Origin of the sequence: Mesorhizobium sp. C277A (genome assembly GCF_040324395.1) — a bacterium.
Lineage (GTDB): Bacteria > Pseudomonadota > Alphaproteobacteria > Rhizobiales > Rhizobiaceae > Mesorhizobium.
Window position 1 is genome coordinate 4,298,305 of sequence record NZ_JAMYVW010000002.1, and the last position, 23,563, is coordinate 4,321,867.

A 23,563-nucleotide genomic window follows, 5' to 3' on the forward strand; every position below is an offset into this window, starting at 1 on the left:
GCCAACTCCATCAGCTCCGGTAATCGCCATTGATGGCGACATATTCCTTGGTGAGGTCGCAGGTCCACACCGTCGCCTTGCCGCGGCCGATACCGATATCGGCGCGGATGCGAATGTCGTCGCGCTTCATATAGGCCGAGATCGCTTCCTCGGAGTAGCCCGGGTCGCGTTCGCCCTCATGCGCCAGACGGTTGTCGCCGAACCAGATCGACAGCCGGTCGCGATCGGCCGGCTCGCCGGCCTTGCCGACGGCCATGACGACGCGGCCCCAATTGGCGTCCTCGCCGGCAACCGCCGTCTTGACCAGCGGCGAATTGGCGATGGACAGCGCGATGCGCTTGGCCGAGCGCGCCGATTTGGCGCCGGTAACGGTGACTTCGACCTGCTTGCGGGCGCCCTCGCCGTCGCGCACCACTTGCAGCGCCAGCGATTTGAGCACCTTGCCCAGCGCCCGGCGGAACGCGCCGAGACGCGCATCCTTGGGATCGCTGATGGCGGGCGCGCCGCGCTTGGCAGCGGCTCCGGTGGCGAACAACAGCAGCGTGTCGCTGGTCGAGGTGTCGCTGTCGACGGTGACGGCGTTGAAGGTCTTGGCCGTGCCGCGCGACAACAAGTCCTGCAGCACGGGGGCGGCGATCGGCGCATCGGTGGCGATGAAGGACAGCATAGTCGCCATATCGGGCGCGATCATGCCGGCGCCCTTGGAGATGCCATTGATGATGACGTCGGTGTCGCCAAGCTTGACCGTCGCTGTCGCCACTTTCGGATAGGTGTCGGTGGTCATGATGGCCTTTGCCGCCTCGGTCCACAGATCCGGCTTGCCGTCCTTGACCAGTCCGGCCAGCAAATGGCTGAATTTGGTGGTGTCGAGCGGCTCGCCGATTACCCCGGTAGAAGCGAGGAACACTTCGCCTGGCGTGCAGCCTGCGGCCTTGGCCGCGGCCTCGCCGGTCAGTTGGGTGGAGGCGCGGCCCTTCTTGCCGGTGAAGGCGTTGGCGTTGCCGGAATTGACCACAAGCACCCGCGCCTTGCCGGCGCCAAGGTTCTCGCGGCAGAAGTCGACCGGCGCCGAGGGGCATTTCGACTTCGTGAACACGCCGGCAACCGCTGTGCCGGCATCGAAGACTATGGCCAAGAGGTCGGTACGGTTCTTGTACTTGATCCCGGCCTCTGCGGTGGCGATGCGCACGCCCTCAATGGCAGGCATTTTGGGATATTTCTTCGGCGCGAGCGGCGAAATCGTTGCGTACATTGGGGACCTCGGGCGACGGAAAAACGCTAGGCGAAGGCCGGTTTGCCCGATAGCACGGCCCGGCGCAAGGGCGTTTTCTTGGCCGCCGCTGTGGGCAAGCCACCAGGGATTAAGCTTGCATTTCAAATCCGTTGGCGTCGGCGGGGCCTCTGGCGTTATGATATCGGCCATGGGCAGGCTGGTGATCTTGGCGGTGGCGTTTATGGGGCTTTTGCTCCTGAGCGCCGATGCGCAGCCGGAACGGCGCGTGGCGCTGGTCATCGGCAATGGCACCTATGCCGAAGCCGGCACGCTCACCAATCCGGTCAACGATGCGCTCGATATTGCCGGCAAGCTGCGCTCGATCGGCTTCGACGTCATCGAGGGCAACGATCTCGGCAAGCGCGAACTCGAGCGCAAGATCGGCGAATTTTCCGATGCGCTGGAAGGTGCGGGCGTCGGGCTTTTCTATTACGCCGGCCACGGCTTGCAGGTGGAAGGGCGCAACTACATCGTGCCGGTCGACGCCCGGCTCGACATGCCGGTCAAGCTGCAGCTCGAAGCCGTGCCGATCGACGAAGTCCTCGACATCATGGAGCAGCAGACCAAGGTCAGCCTGGTTTTCCTTGACGCCTGCCGCAACAATCCCTTTGCCCGCAGCCTGAGCCGCACCGCCACCACGCGCTCGGCAACGGCGCTTGCCGGTCTGGCGCAGTTCGATTCGACGCGCGGCTCCTTCATCGCCTTCTCGACGGCGCCAGGCGCTGTCGCCATGGACGGCACCGGGCGCAATTCACCGTTCGCCGCCGCCCTGCTGCGACACATGGCCGAGCCCGGCCAGAGCATCAACGACATGATGATCGCGGTGCGCCGCGACGTGGTCTCCGAAACCCGCGAGGGACAGCGCCCATGGGAACAGGGTTCGCTGCTCGAACGGTTTGAGTTTGTGCCCGGCGGCGAAACGGTTGCACAGCCGAAGCCCGCCGTCCCCCCGGCGCCCGAAACAAAGGTTGCGGCACTCGAACGGTCTGTAGGCGACGACAAGACCGCAATCGAGAAATTCCTGCGCGACGACTATCTTGCGCCCGATGCCGCGGCGATCGGCGAGACCGTCAAGCGGCTCTATGCGCCTTCCGCCACCATCTTCGGCACGCGCTATGACAGCGACGCCGTCGTCAAGCTCAAGACGGACTGGTTCGCGCAATTTGCATCCTGGTCGTTCAGTCTCGAGCCCGGCAGCCTCAATGTGACGCGGCAGGGCGAGAACCGCGCCGAAGCCGTGTTCGCGATGAGCTACGACTATATGTCGAAAGACAAATCGGCGGCGCGCATGACCGGCAAGGCACGCGTCACGCTTGGGCTGGTGAAGAGCGACGGCCAGTGGCGGATCGCCTCGGAAACCTCGCAAGCGATGAACTGAAAATCCCCGCGCAGGGCGAACGTGAGGCCTGCTTCTACAAGCGCTGGAAACGGGCCGTTTCGTTTGCCTGCCAGCTCACCTATATTGCCGGCGAGATTGTTGGCCAGGATTGCCGGCGAGATTGTTGGCGAGGACAGACATGGGCGAGGATCCGGCGCGCAGATCGATCGGGGCGCGGCGCAACCCAGACAGCGCCGAGGCCATTCTCGAGGCCGCGGAGGCGGTGCTGGTCGAGGCCGGCTATGCCGGCTTCTCCATAGAGGCCGTGGCGCGGCGGGCGCGCGCCGGCAAACCCACGATCTATCGCTGGTGGCCGAGCAAGGCGGCCTTGCTGTTAGAGGTCTACAAGCGGCAAAAGCGTGTCGACGTCCCCGGTACCGGCAGTCTCGAAGACGACCTCGTCGGTTTCCTGAGGAACCTCTTCGCGCATTGGCGCGACACATCCTCGGGCAGCGTATTCCGCTCGCTGATCGCCGAGGCCCAGTCGGACGAAGCGGCGGCCGCGGCCCTGACTGGCTATGCCGATGGGCGCGTGTCCCACACCGCTCGGATCATCGAGCGCGCCAAGGCGCGCGGCGAGGTTGCGGCCGATATCGACGCAGCGCTGGTCGCCGACCTCATCGCTTCCTATGCCTGGAAACACCTTTTGACCAACCGGCTGGACGAAGATGAGGCGACAATCCGTGCCACTGTCCGCTATGTGATGTCAGGCATCTCCCGCAATTGAAAAGGGCGCCGAACGGCGCCCTTTGCATGTTTTTTCGGTGCCGGCCTTACTTGCCGGCTTCCATCGTGTCGACGGCCTTCTTCAGATTGGCGTCGGGGATTTCGACCTTGGCGGCGCCGCGCAGCTGCTTGACCAGTGCGAAATACTTGTCGCGGATCACCGCCTGCTTGGCCTGGTCCTTGACGTCGTCGAAGGCCGGCGGCTGTTTGGTGCGCTTGTCCTCGAGCTTGATGACATGCCAGCCGAATTGCGTTTGCACCGGCTCCTTGGTGTATTTGCCGATTTCGAGCGCAACTGCCGCCTTGTCGAATTCCGGCACCATCTGCCCCGGGCCGAACCAGCCGAGATCACCGCCATTGGTCTTGCCCGAGGGATCGCTGGTATGCTCGTTGGCGAGCTTCTGGAAGTCGGCACCGCCATCGAGCTGCTTGATGATCGCCTCGGCCTCTTCCTTCGTCTTCACGAGGATGTGACGGGCATGAATCTCATTGACCGGCGGCGTGCTGGCGATTTCCTGGTCGTAGCGGGCGCGCACCTCGGCATCGGTAACCTTGTCGACGACGCCCTTCTCGACCATCTCGCCATGCAGCGCGCGCTGCTGCAGGAACGCCATGCGGCGCTGGAATTCGGGATCCTTGTCGAGCCCGGTAGCGACCGCCTGGGCGGCCATGACGCGGATTTCGATGGCCGCCGAAAGGGCGGCGGCGCGGCGCTGCTCGGGTGGCAACTGCGAGAACTGCTGCGACAGCTCGCCCTCGGCAAGCCCAAGGTCCGCCTCGGTCAGCTTCTGGCCATTGACGGTAGCGATAACGGCGTTCGGATCGACGGGGGCTGCCGCCGGCGCTGCTGCGGCATCGGCCGGGGCGGGAGCGGCTTCCTGGGCCATCAGCGGAAACAGCGACAGGGCCGACAGGCCGAAAGCCAAGCCAAGGCTGGCGAGCGACGCACGGCGAAACAGTAAGGACATCAAGATTAACTCCAAGGGGGGATTGGTAGGGCTTGCAGATCAGCCGGATTGTGGCGGAATTTGGCGCTGCCCATAGGGCTAACGCGGCGTTGACATCAGTTGAGCCCCCTCTTATCTGTCCAACGACTTTGCGTCCAGAACCGTTTTCCGGGCGCTTTTTGTGTTTGTCCGCGTTTCACGCGGAATTGATGGGGCCGGCCGGCGCTCATCTCAAAATTGAGAATTCTATCGAAAGGACCATCGGATGGTCAGTCTCGGCGGTCTCGCCCGTAAGGTTTTCGGTTCCTCCAACGATCGTCGCGTAAAATCGACCCGGCCGCGTGTCGAGGCGATCAACGCCATGGAAAACGAGATGCGGGCGCTGTCCGACGCCGAGCTTCAGGCCCGCACGGAAAAATTCCGCCAGGATATCGCCAACGGCGCCACGCTCGATGACCTGCTGGTGCCGGCCTTCGCCACCGTCCGCGAGGCATCCCGCCGCGTGCTCGGCATGCGCCCGTTCGACGTGCAGCTGATCGGCGGCATGGTGCTGCACAATGGCGGCATCGCCGAAATGCGTACCGGCGAGGGCAAGACCCTGGTCGCCACCCTGCCCGTTTATCTCAACGCGCTTGCCGGCAAGGGCGTCCATGTCGTCACCGTAAACGACTACCTTGCCACCCGCGACTCCGAATGGATGGGCCGCGTCTACAAATTCCTCGGCCTCTCGGTCGGCGTCATCGTCCATGGCCTGTCCGACGAGGAACGCCACGTCGCCTACGCGTCCGATGTTACCTATGCCACCAACAACGAGCTCGGCTTCGACTATTTGCGCGACAACATGAAGTATGAGCGCGCGCAGATGGTGCAGCGCGGCCACAATTACGCGATCGTCGACGAAGTCGATTCCATCCTGGTCGACGAGGCGCGCACGCCGCTGATCATTTCCGGTCCGCTCGAGGACCGTTCGGAAATGTACAACACCATCGATGCCTTCATGCTGCAGCTCGGCCCAGCCGACTACGAGATCGACGAGAAGCAGAAGACCTCGATCTTCACCGAGGAAGGCACCGAGAAGCTGGAAAACCTGCTGCGCGCGGCCGGCCTGCTCAAGGGCGAGTCGCTCTATGACGTCGAGAACGTCGCCATCGTCCACCACGTCAACAACGCGCTGAAGGCGCACCGGCTGTTCCAGAAGGACAAGGACTACATCGTCCGCAACGACGAGATCGTCATCATCGACGAATTCACCGGCCGCATGATGCCGGGCCGCCGCTATTCGGAAGGCCTGCACCAGGCGCTCGAAGCCAAGGAGCATGTGGCGATCCAGCCGGAAAACCAGACGCTGGCATCCGTCACCTTCCAGAACTATTTCCGTCTCTACAAGAAACTGTCCGGCATGACCGGCACGGCGCTGACCGAGGCCGAGGAGTTCGGCAACATTTACGGCCTCGAAGTCACCGAGATCCCGACCAATCTGCCGGTCATCCGCAAGGACGAGGACGACGAGGTCTACCGGACGGTCGAGGAGAAGTACAAGGCGATCGTCAAGGAGATCAAGGAAGCGCGCGCCAAGGGCCAGCCGACGCTGGTCGGCACCACCTCCATTGAAAAATCCGAGCAGCTGGCCGAGCGCCTGCGCAAGGAAGGGTTCAAGGATTTCGAGGTGTTGAACGCCCGCCACCACGAGCGCGAGGCCGCCATCGTCGCCCAGGCCGGCAAACCCGGCGCCATCACCATCGCCACCAACATGGCGGGACGCGGCACCGACATCAAGCTCGGCGGCAACGCCGAGATGCGCATCGAGGACGAACTGGGCGACATGCCTGCTGGTCCCGAGCGAGAGGCGCGCGAAAAGGAAATCATTGCCGATGTCGAGCGCCTGAAGGAAAAGGCGCTAGCCGCCGGCGGCCTCTACGTGCTCGCCACCGAGCGCCATGAATCGCGCCGCATCGACAACCAGCTCCGCGGCCGCTCCGGCCGCCAGGGCGACCCCGGCCGTTCGAAATTCTTCCTGTCGCTGCAGGACGATCTGATGCGCATCTTCGGCTCCGAGCGCATGGACGGCATGCTGCAGAAGCTTGGCCTCAAGGAAGACGAGGCCATCATCCATCCGTGGATCAACAAGGCGCTGGAAAAGGCGCAGAAGAAGGTCGAAGCGCGCAACTTCGACATCCGCAAGAACCTGTTGAAATACGACGACGTCTCGAACGACCAGCGCAAGGTGGTGTTCGAGCAGCGCATCGAATTGATGGACGGCGAAGGCCTGTCCGAGACGATCGCCGAGATGCGCGAAGGCGTCATCGAGGAGATCGTCACCAAGAACATCCCCGAAAACGCCTATGCCGAGCAGTGGAACGTCGCCGGCCTCAAGGCCGAGGTCGCCGAATTCCTCAATCTCGACCTGCCGGTCGAGGACTGGGTCAAGGAAGAAGGCATTGCCGAGGACGACATCCGCGAGCGCCTGACCAAGGCCGCCGACGACGCCGCCAAGGAGCGCGCCGAGCGCTTCGGCCCAGACGTGATGAGCTATGTCGAACGCTCGGTGGTGTTGCAGACGCTCGATCATCTGTGGCGCGAGCACATCGTCAACCTCGACCATCTGCGTTCGGTCGTCGGCTTCCGCGGCTACGCCCAGCGCGACCCGCTGCAGGAATACAAGAGCGAGGCGTTCGAGCTGTTTCAGGCGCTGCTCGGCAATCTGCGCCAGGCCGTCACCGCGCAATTGATGCGCGTCGAACTGGTCCGCCAGGCCGCCGAAGCGCCGCCGCCCGAAGCGCCTGAAATGTTCGGCAGCCACATTGACGGCACCACGGGCGAGGACGATTTCGAGGGTGGCGAGACCGCACTTCTGGTCCGCCAGGAGAGCAACGCCATCGTCGCTCCCGAAGACCGCGATCCGAACAACCAGGCGACCTGGGGCAAGATCGGCCGCAACGAAGCCTGCCCCTGCGGCTCCGGCAAGAAATACAAGCACTGCCACGGCGCGTTTGCTTGATCATTGGGTCGGCGGGACAGCACCCCCCTCTGGCTTGCCGGCCATCTCCCCCTCAAGGGGGGAGATCAGCAGTTGCGGCGCTCTGACTTCTTTCAACTTCGACAATTGGCGAAAGCCGCGATGACAGCCAATCTCCCCCCTTGAGGGGGAGATGTCCGGCAGGACAGAGGGGGGTGCGAAGGATCGCGACCTCTCGGTCCAACCCTCGTCAAAACCTTACAACAACCCCGAATCGCGCGCGGTCGCTGTCGCCTCGCCGCGCGACACCGCATCCAGCTTGCCCAGCACCGCCGAGACATGGTGATCGACCGTCTTTGGCGAAATCGTCAATTGCTCGGCGATCCGCTTGTTGGAGAGACCACGTTCGATCAGCTGCAGCACCTGCATCTGGCGCAAGGTGAGGCCGGCGAGGTTGGCGCGCGTCGAGCGGCGCGGGCCGCGGGCGATGCCGCCAACGCCGTTCTTGCGCATGATATCGCGCAGGCGCTGGGCCGCCGGCCTTGCCCCCAGGCCGTCGAAAATATCCAATGCCAGACGCTGCCCCTCGTCATCGCCGAGGATGAGCGCCAGTCCGCGCTCGTATGGCGCATTCAATTCGGACCAGAGTGCCGAAGCCGAACGCCAGTCGCCGGTCAGGAGCAGCCGGTATGGTGTCGCCATCTCGGCGGTGTCGCCGGCCGGCATATCGGGAGAGAGCAATGTTCGCCACAGCGCCAGCTCCCCGACATGGGCACGCGAGCGCACCGGCGTTTCGGCGCGGGTGATCAGCGCCAGCGCTTCTTGCCTGTCGGCCAGGCCCAGCCATGCCTGCTCCGCCATCAGCGCCGCGTAAGAGCTCAGCATCTGCAGGTCGCCGCCGCTTCCGACCAGACGCGCCATTTCGGCGAACAGCGGCTCGGCCGAGGGATCGCCGCGCCTCAGGCGCAGTTTCGCCAGTGCCAGCAGCGCCGGAAACCGGCCCACGGTGGTTGTCCGCTCATTGTCGATGACATCGCTTGCCGTCGCGGCGGCCTCATCCCATTGGCCCTGACGCAGTTGCACATCGGCCAGCATGCCCCTGAGATAGTCGCGCCAGGTGCCGAGGTCGTTCTCGGTGCAATAGTGGATGCCGCTCTCGAGCACCGGACGTGCCGCGTCGTAGCTCATCTGGGTGATCTCGAAACAGGCGCGGTTGGTGAAGGCGCGCGCGGCATGTTCCTGGAAATTGCCCTGGAGCGCAATTTCAAGGCTTTGGTCGAGGCGCAGGCGTCCGGCATCCGGATTGAGCCACTGCTCGACGCAGCCGACATTGTTGAGGGCATGCGAGGCGATGTCGGGACGGTTCATCCGCGCAGCCAGCGCCGCTGCCTTCTCGCCATAGAACAGCGTGTCCTCCACCCTCTCCGACAGCATCGCCAGATGCGAAAGGTTCGAATAGGCCATGGCGAGTTCGGGACCGGCGGGAGCCGCTTCCAGCATCGCCACAGCCTCGGCGCCGAAGGCGGCCGCCGCCTCGCGGTCATCGCCCATTTCGCTCAGCCGGGAGAGCCATCTCAGGCTGTCGCCCTCCTTCAGCCTGTTGCCGTCTGCCTGATGCAACCGGCGCGCCTGTCCCTGCGCTGCAAGCGCATCATCGATCTTGCCGATGAGATGGCACTCGAAGGCATGACTTTCGTAGAGCGCGGCGCGCTCGATCACCGGCAGGCTGTCGGCCTGCTGCAGGGCGATCTCGTAATAGCCGGCGGCATCGCGATGGGCGCCGACGCGCGACGCCTCGCGCGCGGCGATTGGCGCAAGTTCGCGCACCGCCGCCAGATTGTGCGCCTCGACCGCATGATGGACCAGGCGGCCTGTGGAGACGTCGCCATTTTCGAGCAGTGCCGCCAGCGCACGCTGGTTGAATTGCCGCCTGTGCGACGTCGTCAGCATCATTTCGATGGCGCGTCGCGCGATGTCGTGGCGGAAGGCGTAGCCGTCGCCCAGATCGTCGAGCAGCCCGTTGGCGACACACTCGGCCAGTTGGCCGGCGCTGGCGACGCCGCACAGGCCCTGCAGGGCCCAGGCGTCGGCGCGGCGCGGAAACACCGACACCGCGTCGAGCATTGCGCGGGCGCCTGGCGACAGCCGTTCAGCCCGCGCCAACACGGCGTCGCGCACGCTTGCCGGCAGCGCCGTTTCGTTTTCGGCCGACAGCAATTCGGTGACGAAGAAGGCATTGCCGGCGGTCGCCCGGTAGATGGCGTCGCCATCGCGTCCGGCCGCATCGGCGAGCGACAGCACGGCCGCCTGGCTGAGCAGCGGCACGTCGATGCGCGCCACGCTGCCGGCCGGGATTTCGCCCAGGGCGCGGCGCACCCGCATCTGTCCCTCGCTGCGGTCGGTGCGCGCCGTGAGCAACAGCAGGATGTGGGTGTTGACGATACGCCGGCCGAGGAAGCGCACGAAATCGAGCGTCGCATCGTCGGCCCAGTGCAGGTCTTCGATGATCAGCAGGCACGGCCCCTTGGCCGCAAAAGCGTCGAGCGCATCGGAAAACAGCGGCAGTCTCTGCCCATGCCGGGCGTCGATTGCGCGCGGCAGCGCCCATTGCGCCTCACGGGCCAGATCGTAAAGCGGCCCCAGCGGATCGGGGATCGACAGATCCTCGCAAGCGCTGCGCAACGTCGCCGCGCTCTCTCCGACACGGGCCGCGAATGCCTCGACAAGCGCCGTCTTGCCGGCGCCGGCCTCCCCGGCCAGCACGGCGACGCGGCCATGGCCGCCTATTGCATCGCCAAGCAGGCTCTCCAACTGCTGCAGCTGCGTCTGCCGTTCCAGAAGCATCATTGTCATCGTCTCACAGGATCGGAGTTTTCCCACCATGGCGGGCCGCTCACGATTAGCCCGTGAAGAAAGCGCCGCAATGTGACTTTGCACACATTGCCGTGCCTCTTTCCACAAAGAACGACGGCAATATAGGGAATCGTCCCGTCCAATATGGGGAATCGTTCCGATGCGCGGGCCGGGCCGGCGTGGTCAACGTCCAGCCGCGCTCCGACCGAGCGTGAATCAATGGAAAAGGAAGTCTTCCATGCCTCGCTATCTGATTGAACGCACATTTCCGGACGGCCTCAACATTCCGATGACCGACATCGGCGCCACTGCGGTCGGCGGCGTCGTCATGCGCAATGCCGAAAAGGGCGTCACCTGGATCCAGTCCTTCGTCACGCCCGACAAGAAGCACAGCTTCTGCATCTACGACGCGCCGACGCCCGAAGCGATCCGCAGCACCGCTCAGAAAAACTCGCTGCCGGTCGACAAGATCACGGAGGTGCGGGTTCTTGACCCTTACTTTTACCTCTGATCCTGCGTTCGGTCGCCACGATGATGAGCATCAAACTGTCCTTCGCGGCTGTGGCGAACTGCCTGATGGCCTGCCGCACGGTGGAATCGGGCCTGTCCTGGGAAAGACCGGCCGGCCAACCTCCGTGCTCGGCCGTCTATGGCGGTTCGCGTCGAAGCTGCCTGCGTATCTGTCTGAAAGGCGGCGCTTGCCCCCGGAAGGCGGCTATCTGAGGCGCGACATCGGGCTATCGGAGCGGGACGTCCCGCAGGAATATTGGCAATATTACTTTTGGGATCGTTGATTTTGCATGGTTTTTAATGGCTGCGGCCAAAGCCCGGCAACGGAAGCCGCATCGCATGAACCGGGACGGACAAACCAAATCCTAAACCAACGCCGCAGGCGTTTCGGCATCGGCCGCCGCCGCCTCGAGCGTCAACAAACGGACGGAAGACCATGACCAAAACGCTTTGGACGACACGCTTCGCGGCTTTCGCCGCCATCTCGATCGCGGCGGGTGCGGCCGCCCAGGCGCACGACGCCAACCCGTTGGCCGAAAAGGTGCGCGCAGCCAACAGCCGCTTCGAAAATGTGGCAGCCGCCACCGCCGAAGGCTATGCCCCCATCCCTTGCGCCAGCGGCATCACCGGCGGCGCCATGGGCATCCACTATGTCAACGGCGCCTATCTCAAGGACGATGCCGTCGATGTCGCCAAGCCGGAAGCGGTGATGTACGAGCCGACGGCCGACGGCAGCCTGAAGCTGATAGCGGTCGAATACATCACCTCGAAAGGCCCGGCCTCGCTCGAAGGCCAGTTGTTCAACTTCAACAGCGCCCCCAACCGCTACGGCCTCGGCCCGTTCTACGAACTGCATGTCTGGGCTTGGAAACAGAACCCGACCGGCGCCTTCGCCGACATGAACCCGAACGTGTCCTGCGACGCGGTGAAGGGGATGTAACCCTCCGACACCTCCGGCACCGGACACCCGGTGCCTGCCATCCCCCTTGGCGGGGGAGGGGCGAGCGAAACGCCGACCGGCTCCCCAGTCTTCCCCGGCGTTCGCTCGCCTTTTATGCCGCCCTCGTCGCCAAACCCAACGCTGTGATGTACGGGCCGGTGGCCAACGGAAAGCGTTTCCATCTCCCTTGTGGCGTTGTGCCCACAACTATGCTATGGTTTATGGGCATGGTGCTGATTTGCGCCGACGACCCGCCGCCGAGGCGGGTTTTTCATTTTCCTGGATGATTCACTGCTGTTTGCTTAACGACGCCCCTCCGGCCAGGGCTGGCGTATCTGTTCTACGCCGCTTTCAGCCGCACCATTTTCAATGAAAAGAAGGCCAGCATTGCCAACAAGCTTGCTCGTGCAACTATGCCGGCGCATTTCTTTTTGGCTCCACTTGCGGCTACTGGCCGGGAAAGCGTAACACTAGAAGATATTTAGGGGCTTCGGGGGTAGCTTTGGCATTGCTGAGGGGGATCGTCCTTGTTGCGGTCTTCGTACTGGCCACGCTTGGGGCAATAGCCCAGGCGGGATCAGCGTCATCGAACGATAGCCAGGAGCACGGGGCCGCCCAAGGTCAGAAGGCACCAACAAACGAAAATGCTCCGCCCCAAGCGACCACGTCCCCAGTCAGCCAAACGAATGCCGGCGAAGGGGATAAGGAAGTAGAGAAGGCACCCGACAAGATAGACCAATTCGGCAACGCTAGCCTGCGCGTTATCGAATTTATTGACGCCCATGAGGGTTTCTTTTTGGTCGTCTTCACCGCGCTGCTTGCTGTTTTTACCTACATGCTGAGGACTTCCACAGACCGGCTCTGGAAGGCGGGGGAAGAGCAAAAGGCCATCTCTAAAAAGCTTGCTGATACCGCCGAAAGGCAGATGCTCATCACCGGACGCCAAACCGACATAATCGAGAAGCAACACGCCATTGTACGGTTGCAGTTCATAAGCGCACGAGATACCGCCAAAAAGGAATTGCGCGCCTACCTTACAGTCGAGCCAGACGGCATCAACCAGCTGATCGGCAGAATGGAGGTGATAGGTCAGGTGCGGTTGCGCAACGTTGGCAGATTGCCGGCTCGCAACGTGACACTGATAGTCAAAATGAAGCTGTCGGCTCTGTCCGAAGAAGACCCGCGAAACAGGACCAAAGACTTCGACGCCTCGGAAGACCGCACCACTTACTCCGATAGGGTTGTAAACCCCGGAGGAGACATGCTGCAGGGGAGCGAAGACAATCCTCCCATAGCCGCTCTCGCTGTTGAACACTACAACATGTACGTCTTTGGAATTGCCAAGTACGACAACGGGTATGGCGATGCCTGCTGGACAAGATTCTGCCACCGCTATTCGACGGACGGTAGGCTTAAAGGTCTTGAAATGATCGATCCGCCCAACGCCACCAGAAGCGTCATTGGGCGCGAAAAGGCCCGCTATCATAACTATGGCAACAGCGCCGAACCTTCCGAAAGCGCGGACCTTGATCCATGCCAGCCATCCGCCTAGTCGCGATAGGGTTTTTCTTCGCGCTATGTGGTGTTGCGCAAGCTGATCCATGGTGGCTAGAACAACCGCCGCCGGCTGTCCAAGAACGCCAGCAAAGCCCCGCCGACGCTGCCAAAGAACAAGACCCCAAAAATGAAGTAGGCGAAACCTTTTGGGAGCGGACGCTCTATGACCCGGTGGCCCTTTCGACGGTGATCATAGCCTTGTTCACTGTTGTGCTTGGAATCGGCACTGGCTTTCTGGTTGTGGATGGCCGAAGGCATTCCAGGCACGCTTTGCGAGCTTACGTCTTTGTAGATTCCGCCGGCTTTTTCGATAGAGGCTTGCCTGAGAACGAACCCCAAGTGAAAGACCTCATTGGGTTTATCGGGTGCTCGATCCACATCAAGAATTCTGGCCAAACTCCGGCATACAACCTCATTCATTGGGCGCAGATCGCAATTTGTACGCCGGAAGAACAAGATGAAGTTTTGACAATCCCGCCGTTGGATGGCGCTGTTCCCAACACTCTGGCCCCAGGCGGCTTTAACAGCAAATGGATCAACAGAACCGACCAGGTAGCTCCGGACGAAATTGCCGATGTCATTGCCGGAAGGAAGATGCTCTATCTTTATGGTCGCGTCGAATACAACGACACCTTTGGCAGACGCCGATTTACAAATCACCGCCTCACCTTCAGTGGAGGTTGGCCTCCATATAATCGCATTGGCCTGATTTATTCCGAAAGAGGCAACGAAAGCGACCAAAACGAATAGGGCAGGAGGCGGGCTATCATCGACCGCCGCCCGTGGCGTTTGCGCCATAATACCGGGTCGGCGCACCTTCGTGGAAGAGCTCAGACTGTTCTTCGGCGCCGAAGGCTAGTCTCTCCCGCCAGCTGGACCGACCCGGCAGCGTGCTCGGCCAGATGGGTTCGCCTCAAGACGCGAATCGCGCATCACTGGGAAGTTTCCCCACGCCAGCAGATTTTGATACTCGTCGCGCGCGCCGCGCACTGGCGGCCTGCCGGCTCTCCGCTATGGCTCCCTGCCCTTCGGGCGTTCAGACCCTTCAAAAGGTCCGCTGGACTTTCTGATCCGCCCGAAGGCGGACCGGGTCTCACCGTTCGTCGCTCGAAAAGCCAAATCGTTGGCTTTTCGTCCCCTGCGCACCCGCACCCCGCCCACCCTTTCTTAATGTGTCTCCGCTACACCGAAACCTTGGAAACAGGCGGAAAACGGAGAGACATCGGGGTGCGCTTTTCCGCGGCGACGACGGCCGGGCGGTTCTTGCCGCAGCGCTTGGCGCTGCGCATGGGGCCTCTGCTTGGCCGCATCGATGCGGTGCTGTTCACCGCCGACGAGCGCGGCGAAGCCGGGCGCATGTCGCTGATCGCCTTTGCCATCCGCATCGTCAGCGCCGTCATCGCCTTCATCAGCCAGGTGCTGATGGCGCGCTGGATGGGCTCGTTCGAATACGGCATCTTCGTCCTCGTCTGGGTGACGATGGTCATCGTCGGCAACCTCGCCTGCCTCGGCTTCCACACCTCGGTCATCCGCTTCATCCCCGAATACCGCGAACGCAACATGATGGCCGAGCTGCGCGGCATCGTGGTCGCCAGCCGCCTGTTCGTGCTGATTGCCTCGACCGCAATCGCCGGACTAGGCGCACTGGGCGTCTGGCTGTGCGCGAACTGGATCGAGAGCTACTATGTCATGCCCTTCATCCTCGGCCTGTTCTGCCTGCCGATGATCGCCATGGGCGACCTGCTGCAAGGCCAGTCACGCGCCAATTCCTGGGCGCTGTTTGCGCTGTCGCCGACCTATCTGGTGCGGCCGGTGCTGATCCTGGCGCTGATGGCGCTGATGCTGGCAATGGGCTATGCGCCCGACGCCAGGACCGCGATCTTCGCTTCGATCGCCGCCACCTACGCCACCACGCTCGGCCAGCTCATCGGCGTGACCACGCGCATGGGCAGGAATATCCCGGCCGGGCCGATGAAGGTGCATTTCGCCGAGTGGTTCATCGTCTCGCTGCCGATCTTCCTGGTCGAGAGCTTCTTCTTCCTGCTCACCAACGCCGACGTGCTGATGGTCGGCGCCTATCTCCAGCCCAATGACGTCGCCGTCTATTTCGCCACCGTCAAGACGCTGGCGCTGGTGCATTTCGTCTATTTCTCCGTCAAGGCCGGCGTTGCCCAGCGCTTTGCGCAGTTCACCCACGGCGAGCCGGAAAGGCTCGCCGCCTTCGCCCGCGAGACCGTGTCGTGGACCTTCTGGCCGTCGCTGCTGATGGCGCTGCTGGTGCTGGCGCTCGGCGAGCCGATGCTGGTGCTGTTCGGTCCCGAATTCACCGCCGGCTATCCGCTGCTGTTCCTGCTGGTCTTCGGCGTCGTGGCGCGCGCCGCCGTCGGCCCTTGCGAAAGCCTTCTGACGATGAGCGGCAACCAGAACATCTGCGCCGCCGTCTATGCCATGACGCTGGCCTTCAACATCGGTCTCAACGTGGTGCTGATCCCGTTCTTCGGCCTGTGGGGCGCGGCGATCGCCACCAGCCTCGCCATGGTCTTCGAGGCCAGCGCCCTGTCCTTCACCGTCTGGCGCAAGCTCGGCATCGTCATGCTGATCTTCGTGCCTGCTGCCAGGGGAGCCGCCTGATGGCCGCCATCCCGCTGATCGAGGAAACCAGCGGCGGTCCGGCCGGCGCCATGGTGTCGGGCCTTGCCGGCCTGGCGCGCGACGCCGATCCGGCGCATCTCGAGATCCTCGCCAACAACCGGCCGTTGCGCAAGCTGGCGATCTATCCGGCTTCGGCCGGCTTCGAACTGGTCGAGGAGCTCGACTATCTGTGCACCCGCACGATCGAGCCCAACGTCTTCTTCAACCCGCGCTTTCTGGCGCCGGCCATGCCCCGGCTGGAAGATCGCGAGGTCAAGCTGGCAGTGATCCGCGACGGCGACGAATACCGCAACCGGCTGCGCCTGCTGGTGCCGTTCTCGGTCGAGCGGCCGGCGGTGCCGCTCGGCGTTCCGGTGATGCGCACATGGTCGAGCCCGTTCGGCCCGATCGGCACGCCGCTGGTCGACCACGACGACCCGATCGGCGTCGTCGAGGATTTCTTCGGCATGCTGTCGCGGCCGCATCTCAAGTTGCCGAAGGTCTTCGTGCTGCCCGACATGCGCCTCGACGGCCCGTTGGCCAGCGTGCTGGCCACCGTTGCCGAGACGCGCGGCCTGACAATGGTCACCACCGGCAAGGCGGACCGGCCGGTGCTCGAAAGCACGCTCGACGGCGAGGCCTATCTGAAAGCATCGCTGCGCGCGCACCACTACCGCGAATTCCGCCGCCTGAAACGGCGCCTGGGCGATCTCGGCAAGCTGGAACATGTCGTGGCGCGGGGACCGGACGAAATCCGCCACGCCATCGAAAGTTTCCTGACGCTGGAAGCGGCCGGCTGGAAGGGCCGCGAGCGCACCGCCATGGCCATCGACCGCTACCGCGCCGCCTTTGCCCGCGAGGCCGTGCACCGGCTGGCCGAGCACGACATGTGCCGCATCCATTCGCTGACGCTGGACGGCCGCACGATCGCCTGCCTGGTCGTCTTCGTCGAAGCCGGCGTCGCCTACACCTGGAAGACCGCCTATGACGAGACGCTGGCGACCTATTCGCCGGGCACGCTGCTGATGATCGAGGTGACCAGGCAGCATCTCGACGACCCCAACATCATGATGACGGATTCCTGCGCCGTGCCCGACCACCCGGTGATGAGCCGGCTGTGGAGCGAGCGCAAGCCGATGGGCTCGCTGGTGATCGGACTGACGCCGGATGCCGATCGGCTGGCCCGCCAGGCCGCCTCGCAGCTGCATCTCTACCGCGAGACCCGCAACATGGCCCGCCTGCTGCGCAACCGCGTGAAGAGTTTGCTGGGACGGCGATAGCCACTGGATCAACGGCAAGACACCAGCTATGGCTCCGGCGGCAATTTCGGCCGGCCTTCACGACAAGCCATCCTGATGATCAGAACCTTTTTGCGTCACGCCGGTCCCCGTGCGGCCTTTTCGCTGCTTGCACTGCTGCCTGTCCGCGCCTGGGCCGATAGCTGTCCCGAGGATTGCAGCGAGCCCGCGCCGTCCATCAACATCTACAGCCACACCGCCGCCGGCCATCTCAGCCCGGCCACGCTGGGTGCACTGCCGCGCGTCTATGTGCCGAACCGCTCCTCCAACAGCGTCACGGTGATCGACACCATGACACTCAAGGAAGTCGACAGGTTCCCGGTCGGCAGCAAACCGCAGCACGTCGTGCCGTCATGGGACCTGAAGACGCTGTGGGTCGCCAACAATGGCACCGGCAAGAACGGCAGCCTGACGCCGATCGACCCGATGACCGGCAAGCCCGGCCCGCAGATCGCCGTGGACGATCCCTACAATTTGTATTTCATGCCGGGCGCGGCCATCGTCGTCGACGAAGCCCTGGAGCGGCTCGATTTCCGCGATCCTCACACCATGGCGCTGAAGTCGGCCCTGCCGACGCCCACTTGTCCCGGCATCAACCACGCCGATTTCTCCGTCGACGGCGCCTACGCGATCTTCACCTGCGAATACGGCAATGGCGGGTTGGCCAAGATCGACCTGAAGAACCAGAAGGTGCTTGGCCATCTCGACTTCTCGAAAATGGGCATGCCGCAGGACATCCGCCTCTCGCCCGACGGCAAGGTTTTTTACGTCGCCGACATGATGAATGACGGCGTGTTCCTCGTCGATGGCGACAGTTTCAAAGAGATCGGCTTCATCCCGACCGGCATCGGCGCCCATGGCTTCGTCGTCAGCCGCGACGGCAAGCGGCTCTATGTCTCGAACCGGGGCTCGCACAAGATGGAGCAGGGCAAGGCAAAGGGACCGGGCAGCGTGAGCGTGATCGACTTCGCCACCCGCGCGGTCGTAGCACTTTGGCCGATCCCCGGCGGCGGCAGCCCCGACATGGGCAACGTCAGCGCCGACGGCAAACAACTATGGCTGTCCGGCCGCTTCGACAGTGCCGCCTACATGATCGACACGACATCAGGCGCGGTGACCAAGTTTCGGGTTGGCTCAGAGCCGCACGGCCTGACGGTGTGGCCACAGCCGGGGCGGTATTCGCAAGGGCATACGGGGAATATGCGCTAAGTCCGTGTTCGAGGCGCGGCTCGAACGCAAAAGGTCGCAAGGGCAACCGCCCATCGGCCGGGACCCGGAACGAGCAGGGGCTTTCCTTGGAAACCGCGAAGCTGTAGCTCCACACACTGGTTTCGGATACTGCCAGAAGATGAACCTTCGCCGCATCGTCCTCATCGTCGCGCTTCTCAATCTTGCCTATTTCGGGATCGAGTTCGCTGTGGCGCTCGCCATTGGATCAGTGTCCCTGTTCGCCGACAGCATCGACTTTCTTGAAGATGCTTCCGTGAACCTCCTTATCCTGCTCGCACTTGGCTGGTCTGTGCGCTCCCGTGCGCGGGTGGGGATGGCATTGGCGCTCATCCTTCTCATGCCGGGTCTGGCAACGCTCTGGACGGCTTGGGAGAAGTTCAACGTGCCGGTGCCGCCGCAGCCCATCGCCTTGACCTTGGCGGGACTTGGCGCTCTCGCCGTCAACCTGTCCTGCGCCTACATGCTGGCCGCGCACCGGCATCGTGGCGGCAGCCTCACAAAGGCGGCCTTCCTGTCGGCCCGCAACGACGCCTTGGCCAACATCGCCATTATTGCCGCAGGGTTGGTCACGGCCTTGCTCTGGCATTCCGCGTGGCCCGATTTGGCGGTGGGATTGGGGATCGCGGTCATGAACGCCGACGCGGCCCGCGAAGTGTGGGAAGCTGCCCGTGAAGAACACCGTGCGGCGGCCTGAGAGCACGTAGTGCGGGGCTACCGGCCGCCGCTGATTGGCGCTATCGCTGTCATCCTCAGCAGCCGCGGTTGGCTCTGTGTTCGAGGCACTGTTCGAACCCGGAGGGTTCGCAAGGGCGACCGCCCGTCGGCCGGTCAGGCCGCCCCATCGGAGCCCATGAGCGAAGCGAACTGGCGTGAGATCAAAAATGGTGCCCCTAGCCGGAATCGAACCAGCACTCCTTGCGGAACTCGATTTTGAGTCGAGCGCGTCTACCAATTCCGCCATAGGGGCTCAGGCCCAAAGGCCTGGATGGGCGCGGACTATACGGTTGGAGGCCTGTTCGTCAACTGGCCAAATGCGCCGCCGTGCCCTGCTTGCGGCAAAAGCCCGCCTTTCTGTTTCGTGAAGCTCCTGCCATTGTGCGGCGCGGAAAACCTTTCTAGACAGACGCGTATCAAAGCGCGTTGCGTCTGGGCAACTTGCATCCAGGAGAGCCGATGCTTCGCGGACTTTACGACTGGACCTTGTCGCTGGCGGCCCGCAAATCCGCCGAATGGTGGCTGGCCTTCATCGCCTTCGTCGAAAGCTCGGTGTTTTTCATACCTGCCGACGTCTTGTACCTGCCCATGGCGTTGGCGCGGCCCGAACGCGCCTATCGCTATGCGCTGACCGCCACTGTCGCGTCGGTGCTGGGCGGCATTGCCGGCTGGCTGATCGGTTACTATGCCTACGACACGATAGCACGGCCGATGCTGGAGCACTTTGGCGGCCTTGACGCGTTCGAGAGGTGGCAGTCGGCCGGCACCGGGCTGATGCTGGTGCTGCTTGTCACATCGGGTGCCGCCCACTTGCCGCCGATCAAGGTGGTCACCATTCTGGCAGGCGCCCTCCACGTCAATCTTGTCGTCTTCATCGTCTCCGCCATCCTGGCGCGTGGCGCTCGTTTCCTGCTTCTTGCCTGGCTGCTGCGCCGCTATGGCGAAGAGATCAAGGAATTCATCGAGAAGCGTTTGGGATTGATCGTCGGCGCCGGCGCCGCCGCCCTGATTTTGCTCTATATCGTCGTCAAATACGCCTTCTGACCGTCCAAGGCGGGCGGTGGGTCAGGACTATGCCGGCGGACGGCGAATTCAACGGACGAAACATGACAGCCACGATGACAGCCGATACCGGACGCCAGCGGACGCGCACCGCTTTGTTTCTCGCCGTGGCCATGGCCGCCACGGTCGGCTCCGCGCTCGCCTTCCAGCACATAGGCGGCTACATCCCCTGCCATCTGTGCCTGGAGCAGCGCACGCCCTATTATATCGGCGCCCCGCTGATGCTGCTGGCGGTGATTACCTCGATGCTTAGCGCGCCCGCATGGCTGACGCGCGGCCTGCTTGCCGTCGGCGGCCTGCTGATGCTCTATGGGCTCTATCTCGGCGTCTATCATTCGGGCGTCGAATGGGCCTGGTGGCAGGGCCCGGCCGATTGCACGGCCGGCGCCGGCCCGGTCGACACCGGCGGCAAGGGCGTGCTCGACGCGCTCGACAAATTCGTGCCGCCATCCTGCGACAAGGCAGCCCTTCGTATCCTCGGCCTGTCGCTGGCCGGCTGGAACGCCATCGCCAGCTTCATCCTCGCCGCCGTCGCCTTTCGCGGCGCGCTGGCCCGCGATTAATCAAGTGCGAGGTCGCGCCATGCGGCCAGTCTCTAAATGTTGGCACCGCCCCTCGTTGCCCTGCCGGGCATTTCTCCCCGTATAGTGACGGGGAGAAAGACGCAGTCATCAATGGTTTCGCCAATCCCGAACGCTGAAAGAAGGGCGCCAAATTTGCAGCCAATTCCCTTCTCCCCGTCACTATACGGGGAGAAGGTGGCGGCAGCCGGATGAGGGGCAGCACCTGACATCGGCGATTGCCCTGGCAAGGCCGATCGGGCCAATCCCTACGGCTCCAACTCCACATCCCAGTAGAGATAATCCATCCAGCTTTCATGCAGATGGTTGGGCGGGAACAGCCGGCCATTGTTGTGCAGGTCGTGCACGGTCGGCTGGTAGGGCTTCTGCAGCGGCCACATCTTGGCGTGCGCCGGCATCATGCCGCCCTTCCTCAGATTGCAGGGTGAACAGGCGGCCACGACATTCTCCCACGTCGTCGCCCCGCCGCGATGGCGCGGGATGACGTGGTCGAAGGTCAGATCCTCGGGCGTGCCGCAATACTGGCACTGGAAGCGGTCGCGCAGGAACACGTTGAAGCGGGTGAATGCCGGGTGCCTCGACGGCTTCACATAGGCCTTCAGGCTGACGACGCTGGGCAGCTTCATCGAAAAGGTCGGCGAAGACACCGCATGCTCGTATTCGGCGACGATGTTGACCCGGTCGAGGAACACCGCCTTGATGGCATCCTGCCAGGACCAGAGCGACAAGGGGTAATAGCTGAGCGGACGGTAATCCGCATTCAGCACCAGCGCAGGAAGCCCATCCGGAGATACGGCAACCGTCACCTTGTTGACCTCCTCGTTCTAGAACCGATCGGCGTGGATACTGTAAGCCCGACATGACAGGGATGTGAAGCGGATTGTCATCAGCCAAACGCGGCAAAAATGCAGGGTTTTCATGCTTTTTTACGGTTTCAGGCCGGAGGTGCTGCGTCCCGGCCCCTGGTTTCGCGATAATAGGACCAGAAAAGCCGCGATGCGACACCTCGCCACGGGCTCCATGATTCGGCCAGGGCGATCAGCGTTTTCTCCGGCGGACGCGGCTCGATGCCGAGCGCGTGGCCAACCGCGCTCTGCAGCGCGACGTCGCGCGCGGGGAAAATATCGGGGTGGCCGGCGGCAAACAGGAGATAGACTTCCGCCGTCCACGGGCCGATGCCCGGCACCGCGATCATAGCCGCGATCGCCTCTTCGGCGTCGAGCGAACAGAGGTGATGCAGGTCGAGCCCCTCAACCACGGCCTGCGCAACCGCGATCAGACCGCGCTGCTTCGGCCGCGACAGCCCAGCCTCACGAAACATGTCCTCGCCGGCGGCAAGGATCGCCTGCGGCGTTAGCGGATCGACCAGTTTCACCAGCCGGCCGAAAATGGCATCGGCGCTCGCACGGGATACTTGTTGCGAAACGATAATGGAGGCCAGGCTTCGAAAGCCGGGCTCCGACAGCCGCAGCGGCACCTCGCCGGCCATGCCGCGCACCTTTTCCAGGCGCGGATCGATTGCGCAAAGCGCATCCAGCCCGCGCGCAATATCGTCCAGTGTCGCGATGCGTTGCATGTTTTCTTGTTCCTGAACCGACCTCACGGTAGCAATTGGCAAAACCGCTGCACAACCCGATTGCCGCTTGTGAGATGACGCTCCTGACATTCCGCTTCGCGCCGAGCCCGAATGGCGAACTGCATCTCGGCCATGCCTATTCGGCACTGCTCAACCAGCAACTGGCGCGTGCGGCCGGCGGCCGCCTGCTGCTGCGCATCGAGGACATCGACACGATCCGCTGCACGCCTGAATTCGAGGCTGGCATCTTTCGCGACCTCGAATGGTTAGGTCTCGAATGGGAACAGCCGGTGCGGCGCCAGGCCGAGCATTTCTCCGACTATCAGGCCGTGCTCGACCGGCTGGTCCGCGAAGACCTCGTCTACCCTGCCTTTATGAGCCGTGGCGAGATCAGGGCCTTCATCGCCGACAGTGAAAAACGCGGCCGCGACTGGCCGCGCGACCCGGACGGCGTGCCGCTTTATCCCGGCGCCGACAAGGCGCTGCCGATCAGCGAACGCAACCGCCGCATCGCCGAAAATGCGCCCTTCGCCTGGCGCCTCGACGTTAAGGCGGCGCTGGCGCGCGTCGGCACGGATTTGTCCTGGCGCGAATTCACCAACGAGACGCTTTCGGCGACGCAGCGCGTCGAGGCGCGTCCGCAGGACTGGGGCGACGTCATTCTGGCGCGCCGCGACATACCGACCAGCTATCACCTGGCCGTCGTCGTCGACGACGCCCTGCAAGGTGTGAGCCATGTCGTGCGTGGCCGCGACCTCTATTCCGCGACCGGCATCCAGCGCCTGCTGCAGGAATTGCTCGGCCTCGGCCAGCCGCAGTATTTCCACCACCGTCTCATACTCGGACCGGATGGGCGCAAACTGTCGAAGAGTTTTGCTGATACCGGCCTTGCCGCGCTGAGGCAGGCAGGCATGTCGCCGGACGATGTCAGGCGGCTGGTCGGGCTATGACTAAAGCCGGGCCAGCCCCGCCTTGAGCAGCGCCAACGCGCCGATAAACGCGAAGGCGCCGCCCAGTCCCCAGGCAACCGCGAGCTTCAGATCTCTCAGGACGATGCCATGTTCGTTCGCGGCCATGACCGCGGCGAAAAAGCCGAGCGTGAACAGCAGCGTGTTGCCGGTCGACCCAAAACCGTCCTCCTGCATGATGGCGTCGAGCGCTGAGCCGAAGAAGAAGCCGAACACGGCCACACTGGCCACCGTCATCAACAGCCAGCTTGTATCGAGATGCAACAGCATGCGCGCTCCCTGTCGAAGCCGAAACGCCATGTCGCCGGATCGATCGACAGAAGTCGATTGCCCTGACGCCGCCCTTTGAATTCGGCCACCTCC

General features: G+C 63.5%; 20 protein-coding genes and 1 tRNA gene. 14 read left to right on the plus strand and 7 right to left on the minus strand.

Features of this window, described 5'->3' with window-relative positions:
• Positions 1–10: 10 nt before the first annotated feature.
• Positions 11–1,252 (minus strand): bifunctional glutamate N-acetyltransferase/amino-acid acetyltransferase ArgJ, encoded by a 1,242-nt coding sequence (gene argJ, locus NKK52_RS21135; protein WP_023685793.1) that lies wholly within the window; start codon positions 1,250–1,252, stop codon positions 11–13.
• Between the two features lie 169 nt (positions 1,253–1,421).
• Here argJ and NKK52_RS21140 point away from each other — a divergent pair, with 169 nt between their 5' ends.
• Positions 1,422–2,651 (plus strand): caspase family protein, encoded by a 1,230-nt coding sequence (locus NKK52_RS21140; protein WP_023714959.1) that lies wholly within the window; start codon positions 1,422–1,424, stop codon positions 2,649–2,651.
• 139 nt (positions 2,652–2,790) lie between these two features.
• Positions 2,791–3,378 carry a TetR/AcrR family transcriptional regulator gene (locus NKK52_RS21145; RefSeq protein ID WP_023685795.1) on the plus strand — a complete coding sequence of 196 codons (588 nt, stop codon included), beginning with the start codon at positions 2,791–2,793 and terminating at the stop codon, positions 3,376–3,378.
• Between the two features lie 46 nt (positions 3,379–3,424).
• On the opposite strand, the gene NKK52_RS21150 is transcribed toward NKK52_RS21145, so the two are convergent.
• Complete coding sequence (locus NKK52_RS21150) at positions 3,425–4,345, minus strand: peptidylprolyl isomerase (RefSeq protein ID WP_023685796.1); 921 nt, start codon at positions 4,343–4,345, stop codon at positions 3,425–3,427.
• Between the two features lie 244 nt (positions 4,346–4,589).
• Between NKK52_RS21150 and secA the strand changes: the two genes are divergently transcribed.
• A complete protein-coding gene (secA, locus tag NKK52_RS21155; RefSeq protein WP_023685797.1) occupies positions 4,590–7,322 on the plus strand; it encodes a preprotein translocase subunit SecA in 2,733 nt (910 codons plus the stop codon).
• 216 nt (positions 7,323–7,538) lie between these two features.
• Here the strand turns inward: secA and NKK52_RS21160 are convergent, their stop codons facing one another.
• Positions 7,539–10,127, minus strand: coding sequence for a helix-turn-helix transcriptional regulator (locus NKK52_RS21160; protein WP_352629750.1), 2,589 nt, complete (start codon positions 10,125–10,127; stop codon positions 7,539–7,541).
• A gap of 244 nt (positions 10,128–10,371) precedes the next feature.
• Between NKK52_RS21160 and NKK52_RS21165 the strand changes: the two genes are divergently transcribed.
• The 8 genes from NKK52_RS21165 (at position 10,372) to NKK52_RS21200 (ending at position 18,993) form a co-directional block, all read left to right on the plus strand.
• Positions 10,372–10,644 carry a DUF4242 domain-containing protein gene (locus NKK52_RS21165; RefSeq protein ID WP_023685308.1) on the plus strand — a complete coding sequence of 91 codons (273 nt, stop codon included), beginning with the start codon at positions 10,372–10,374 and terminating at the stop codon, positions 10,642–10,644.
• 435 nt (positions 10,645–11,079) lie between these two features.
• Positions 11,080–11,583: a hypothetical protein gene (locus NKK52_RS21170; protein ID WP_023685309.1), complete on the plus strand. Its 504-nt coding sequence runs from the start codon at positions 11,080–11,082 to the stop codon at positions 11,581–11,583.
• Positions 11,584–12,085: 502 nt separating this feature from the next.
• Positions 12,086–13,135: a hypothetical protein gene (locus NKK52_RS21175; RefSeq protein ID WP_156939300.1), complete on the plus strand. Its 1,050-nt coding sequence runs from the start codon at positions 12,086–12,088 to the stop codon at positions 13,133–13,135.
• Positions 13,117–13,890, plus strand: coding sequence for a hypothetical protein (locus NKK52_RS21180; protein ID WP_156939301.1), 774 nt, complete (start codon positions 13,117–13,119; stop codon positions 13,888–13,890). Before NKK52_RS21175 ends, NKK52_RS21180 begins: the two co-directional genes overlap by 19 nt.
• Before the next feature lie 477 nt (positions 13,891–14,367).
• Positions 14,368–15,771: a lipopolysaccharide biosynthesis protein gene (locus NKK52_RS21185; RefSeq protein WP_023685313.1), complete on the plus strand. Its 1,404-nt coding sequence runs from the start codon at positions 14,368–14,370 to the stop codon at positions 15,769–15,771.
• Entirely contained in the window at positions 15,771–17,051 is a 1,281-nt protein-coding gene (locus NKK52_RS21190; RefSeq protein ID WP_023685314.1) for a GNAT family N-acetyltransferase, read from the plus strand. Before NKK52_RS21185 ends, NKK52_RS21190 begins: the two co-directional genes overlap by 1 nt.
• 75 nt (positions 17,052–17,126) lie before the next feature.
• A complete protein-coding gene (locus NKK52_RS21195) occupies positions 17,127–18,278 on the plus strand; it encodes a YncE family protein (protein WP_023685315.1) in 1,152 nt (383 codons plus the stop codon).
• A gap of 139 nt (positions 18,279–18,417) precedes the next feature.
• The gene (locus NKK52_RS21200) at positions 18,418–18,993 is read left to right on the plus strand and encodes a cation efflux transmembrane domain-containing protein (RefSeq protein ID WP_023673757.1); all 576 of its coding nucleotides are present in this window, start codon (positions 18,418–18,420) and stop codon (positions 18,991–18,993) included.
• 188 nt (positions 18,994–19,181) lie between these two features.
• Here NKK52_RS21200 and NKK52_RS21205 read toward each other — a convergent pair.
• Positions 19,182–19,266, minus strand: a tRNA-Leu gene (locus NKK52_RS21205).
• A gap of 206 nt (positions 19,267–19,472) precedes the next feature.
• Here NKK52_RS21205 and NKK52_RS21210 point away from each other — a divergent pair.
• The gene (locus NKK52_RS21210; RefSeq protein WP_023685316.1) at positions 19,473–20,057 is read left to right on the plus strand and encodes a YqaA family protein; all 585 of its coding nucleotides are present in this window, start codon (positions 19,473–19,475) and stop codon (positions 20,055–20,057) included.
• Between the two features lie 62 nt (positions 20,058–20,119).
• Positions 20,120–20,638, plus strand: coding sequence for a disulfide bond formation protein B (locus NKK52_RS21215; protein ID WP_023685317.1), 519 nt, complete (start codon positions 20,120–20,122; stop codon positions 20,636–20,638).
• A 266-nt stretch (positions 20,639–20,904) separates the two neighbouring features.
• Here the strand turns inward: NKK52_RS21215 and NKK52_RS21220 are convergent, their stop codons facing one another.
• Positions 20,905–21,462: an HNH endonuclease gene (locus tag NKK52_RS21220; RefSeq protein WP_008874122.1), complete on the minus strand. Its 558-nt coding sequence runs from the start codon at positions 21,460–21,462 to the stop codon at positions 20,905–20,907.
• 128 nt (positions 21,463–21,590) lie between these two features.
• Positions 21,591–22,232: a DNA-3-methyladenine glycosylase family protein gene (locus NKK52_RS21225; RefSeq protein WP_023685318.1), complete on the minus strand. Its 642-nt coding sequence runs from the start codon at positions 22,230–22,232 to the stop codon at positions 21,591–21,593.
• Positions 22,233–22,306: 74 nt separating this feature from the next.
• Between NKK52_RS21225 and gluQRS the strand changes: the two genes are divergently transcribed.
• Positions 22,307–23,182: a tRNA glutamyl-Q(34) synthetase GluQRS gene (gene gluQRS / locus NKK52_RS21230; RefSeq protein ID WP_023685319.1), complete on the plus strand. Its 876-nt coding sequence runs from the start codon at positions 22,307–22,309 to the stop codon at positions 23,180–23,182.
• Here gluQRS and NKK52_RS21235 read toward each other — a convergent pair whose 3' ends face one another.
• The gene (locus NKK52_RS21235; RefSeq protein WP_023671677.1) at positions 23,183–23,470 is read right to left on the minus strand and encodes a hypothetical protein; all 288 of its coding nucleotides are present in this window, start codon (positions 23,468–23,470) and stop codon (positions 23,183–23,185) included.
• Positions 23,471–23,563 lie beyond the last annotated feature (93 nt).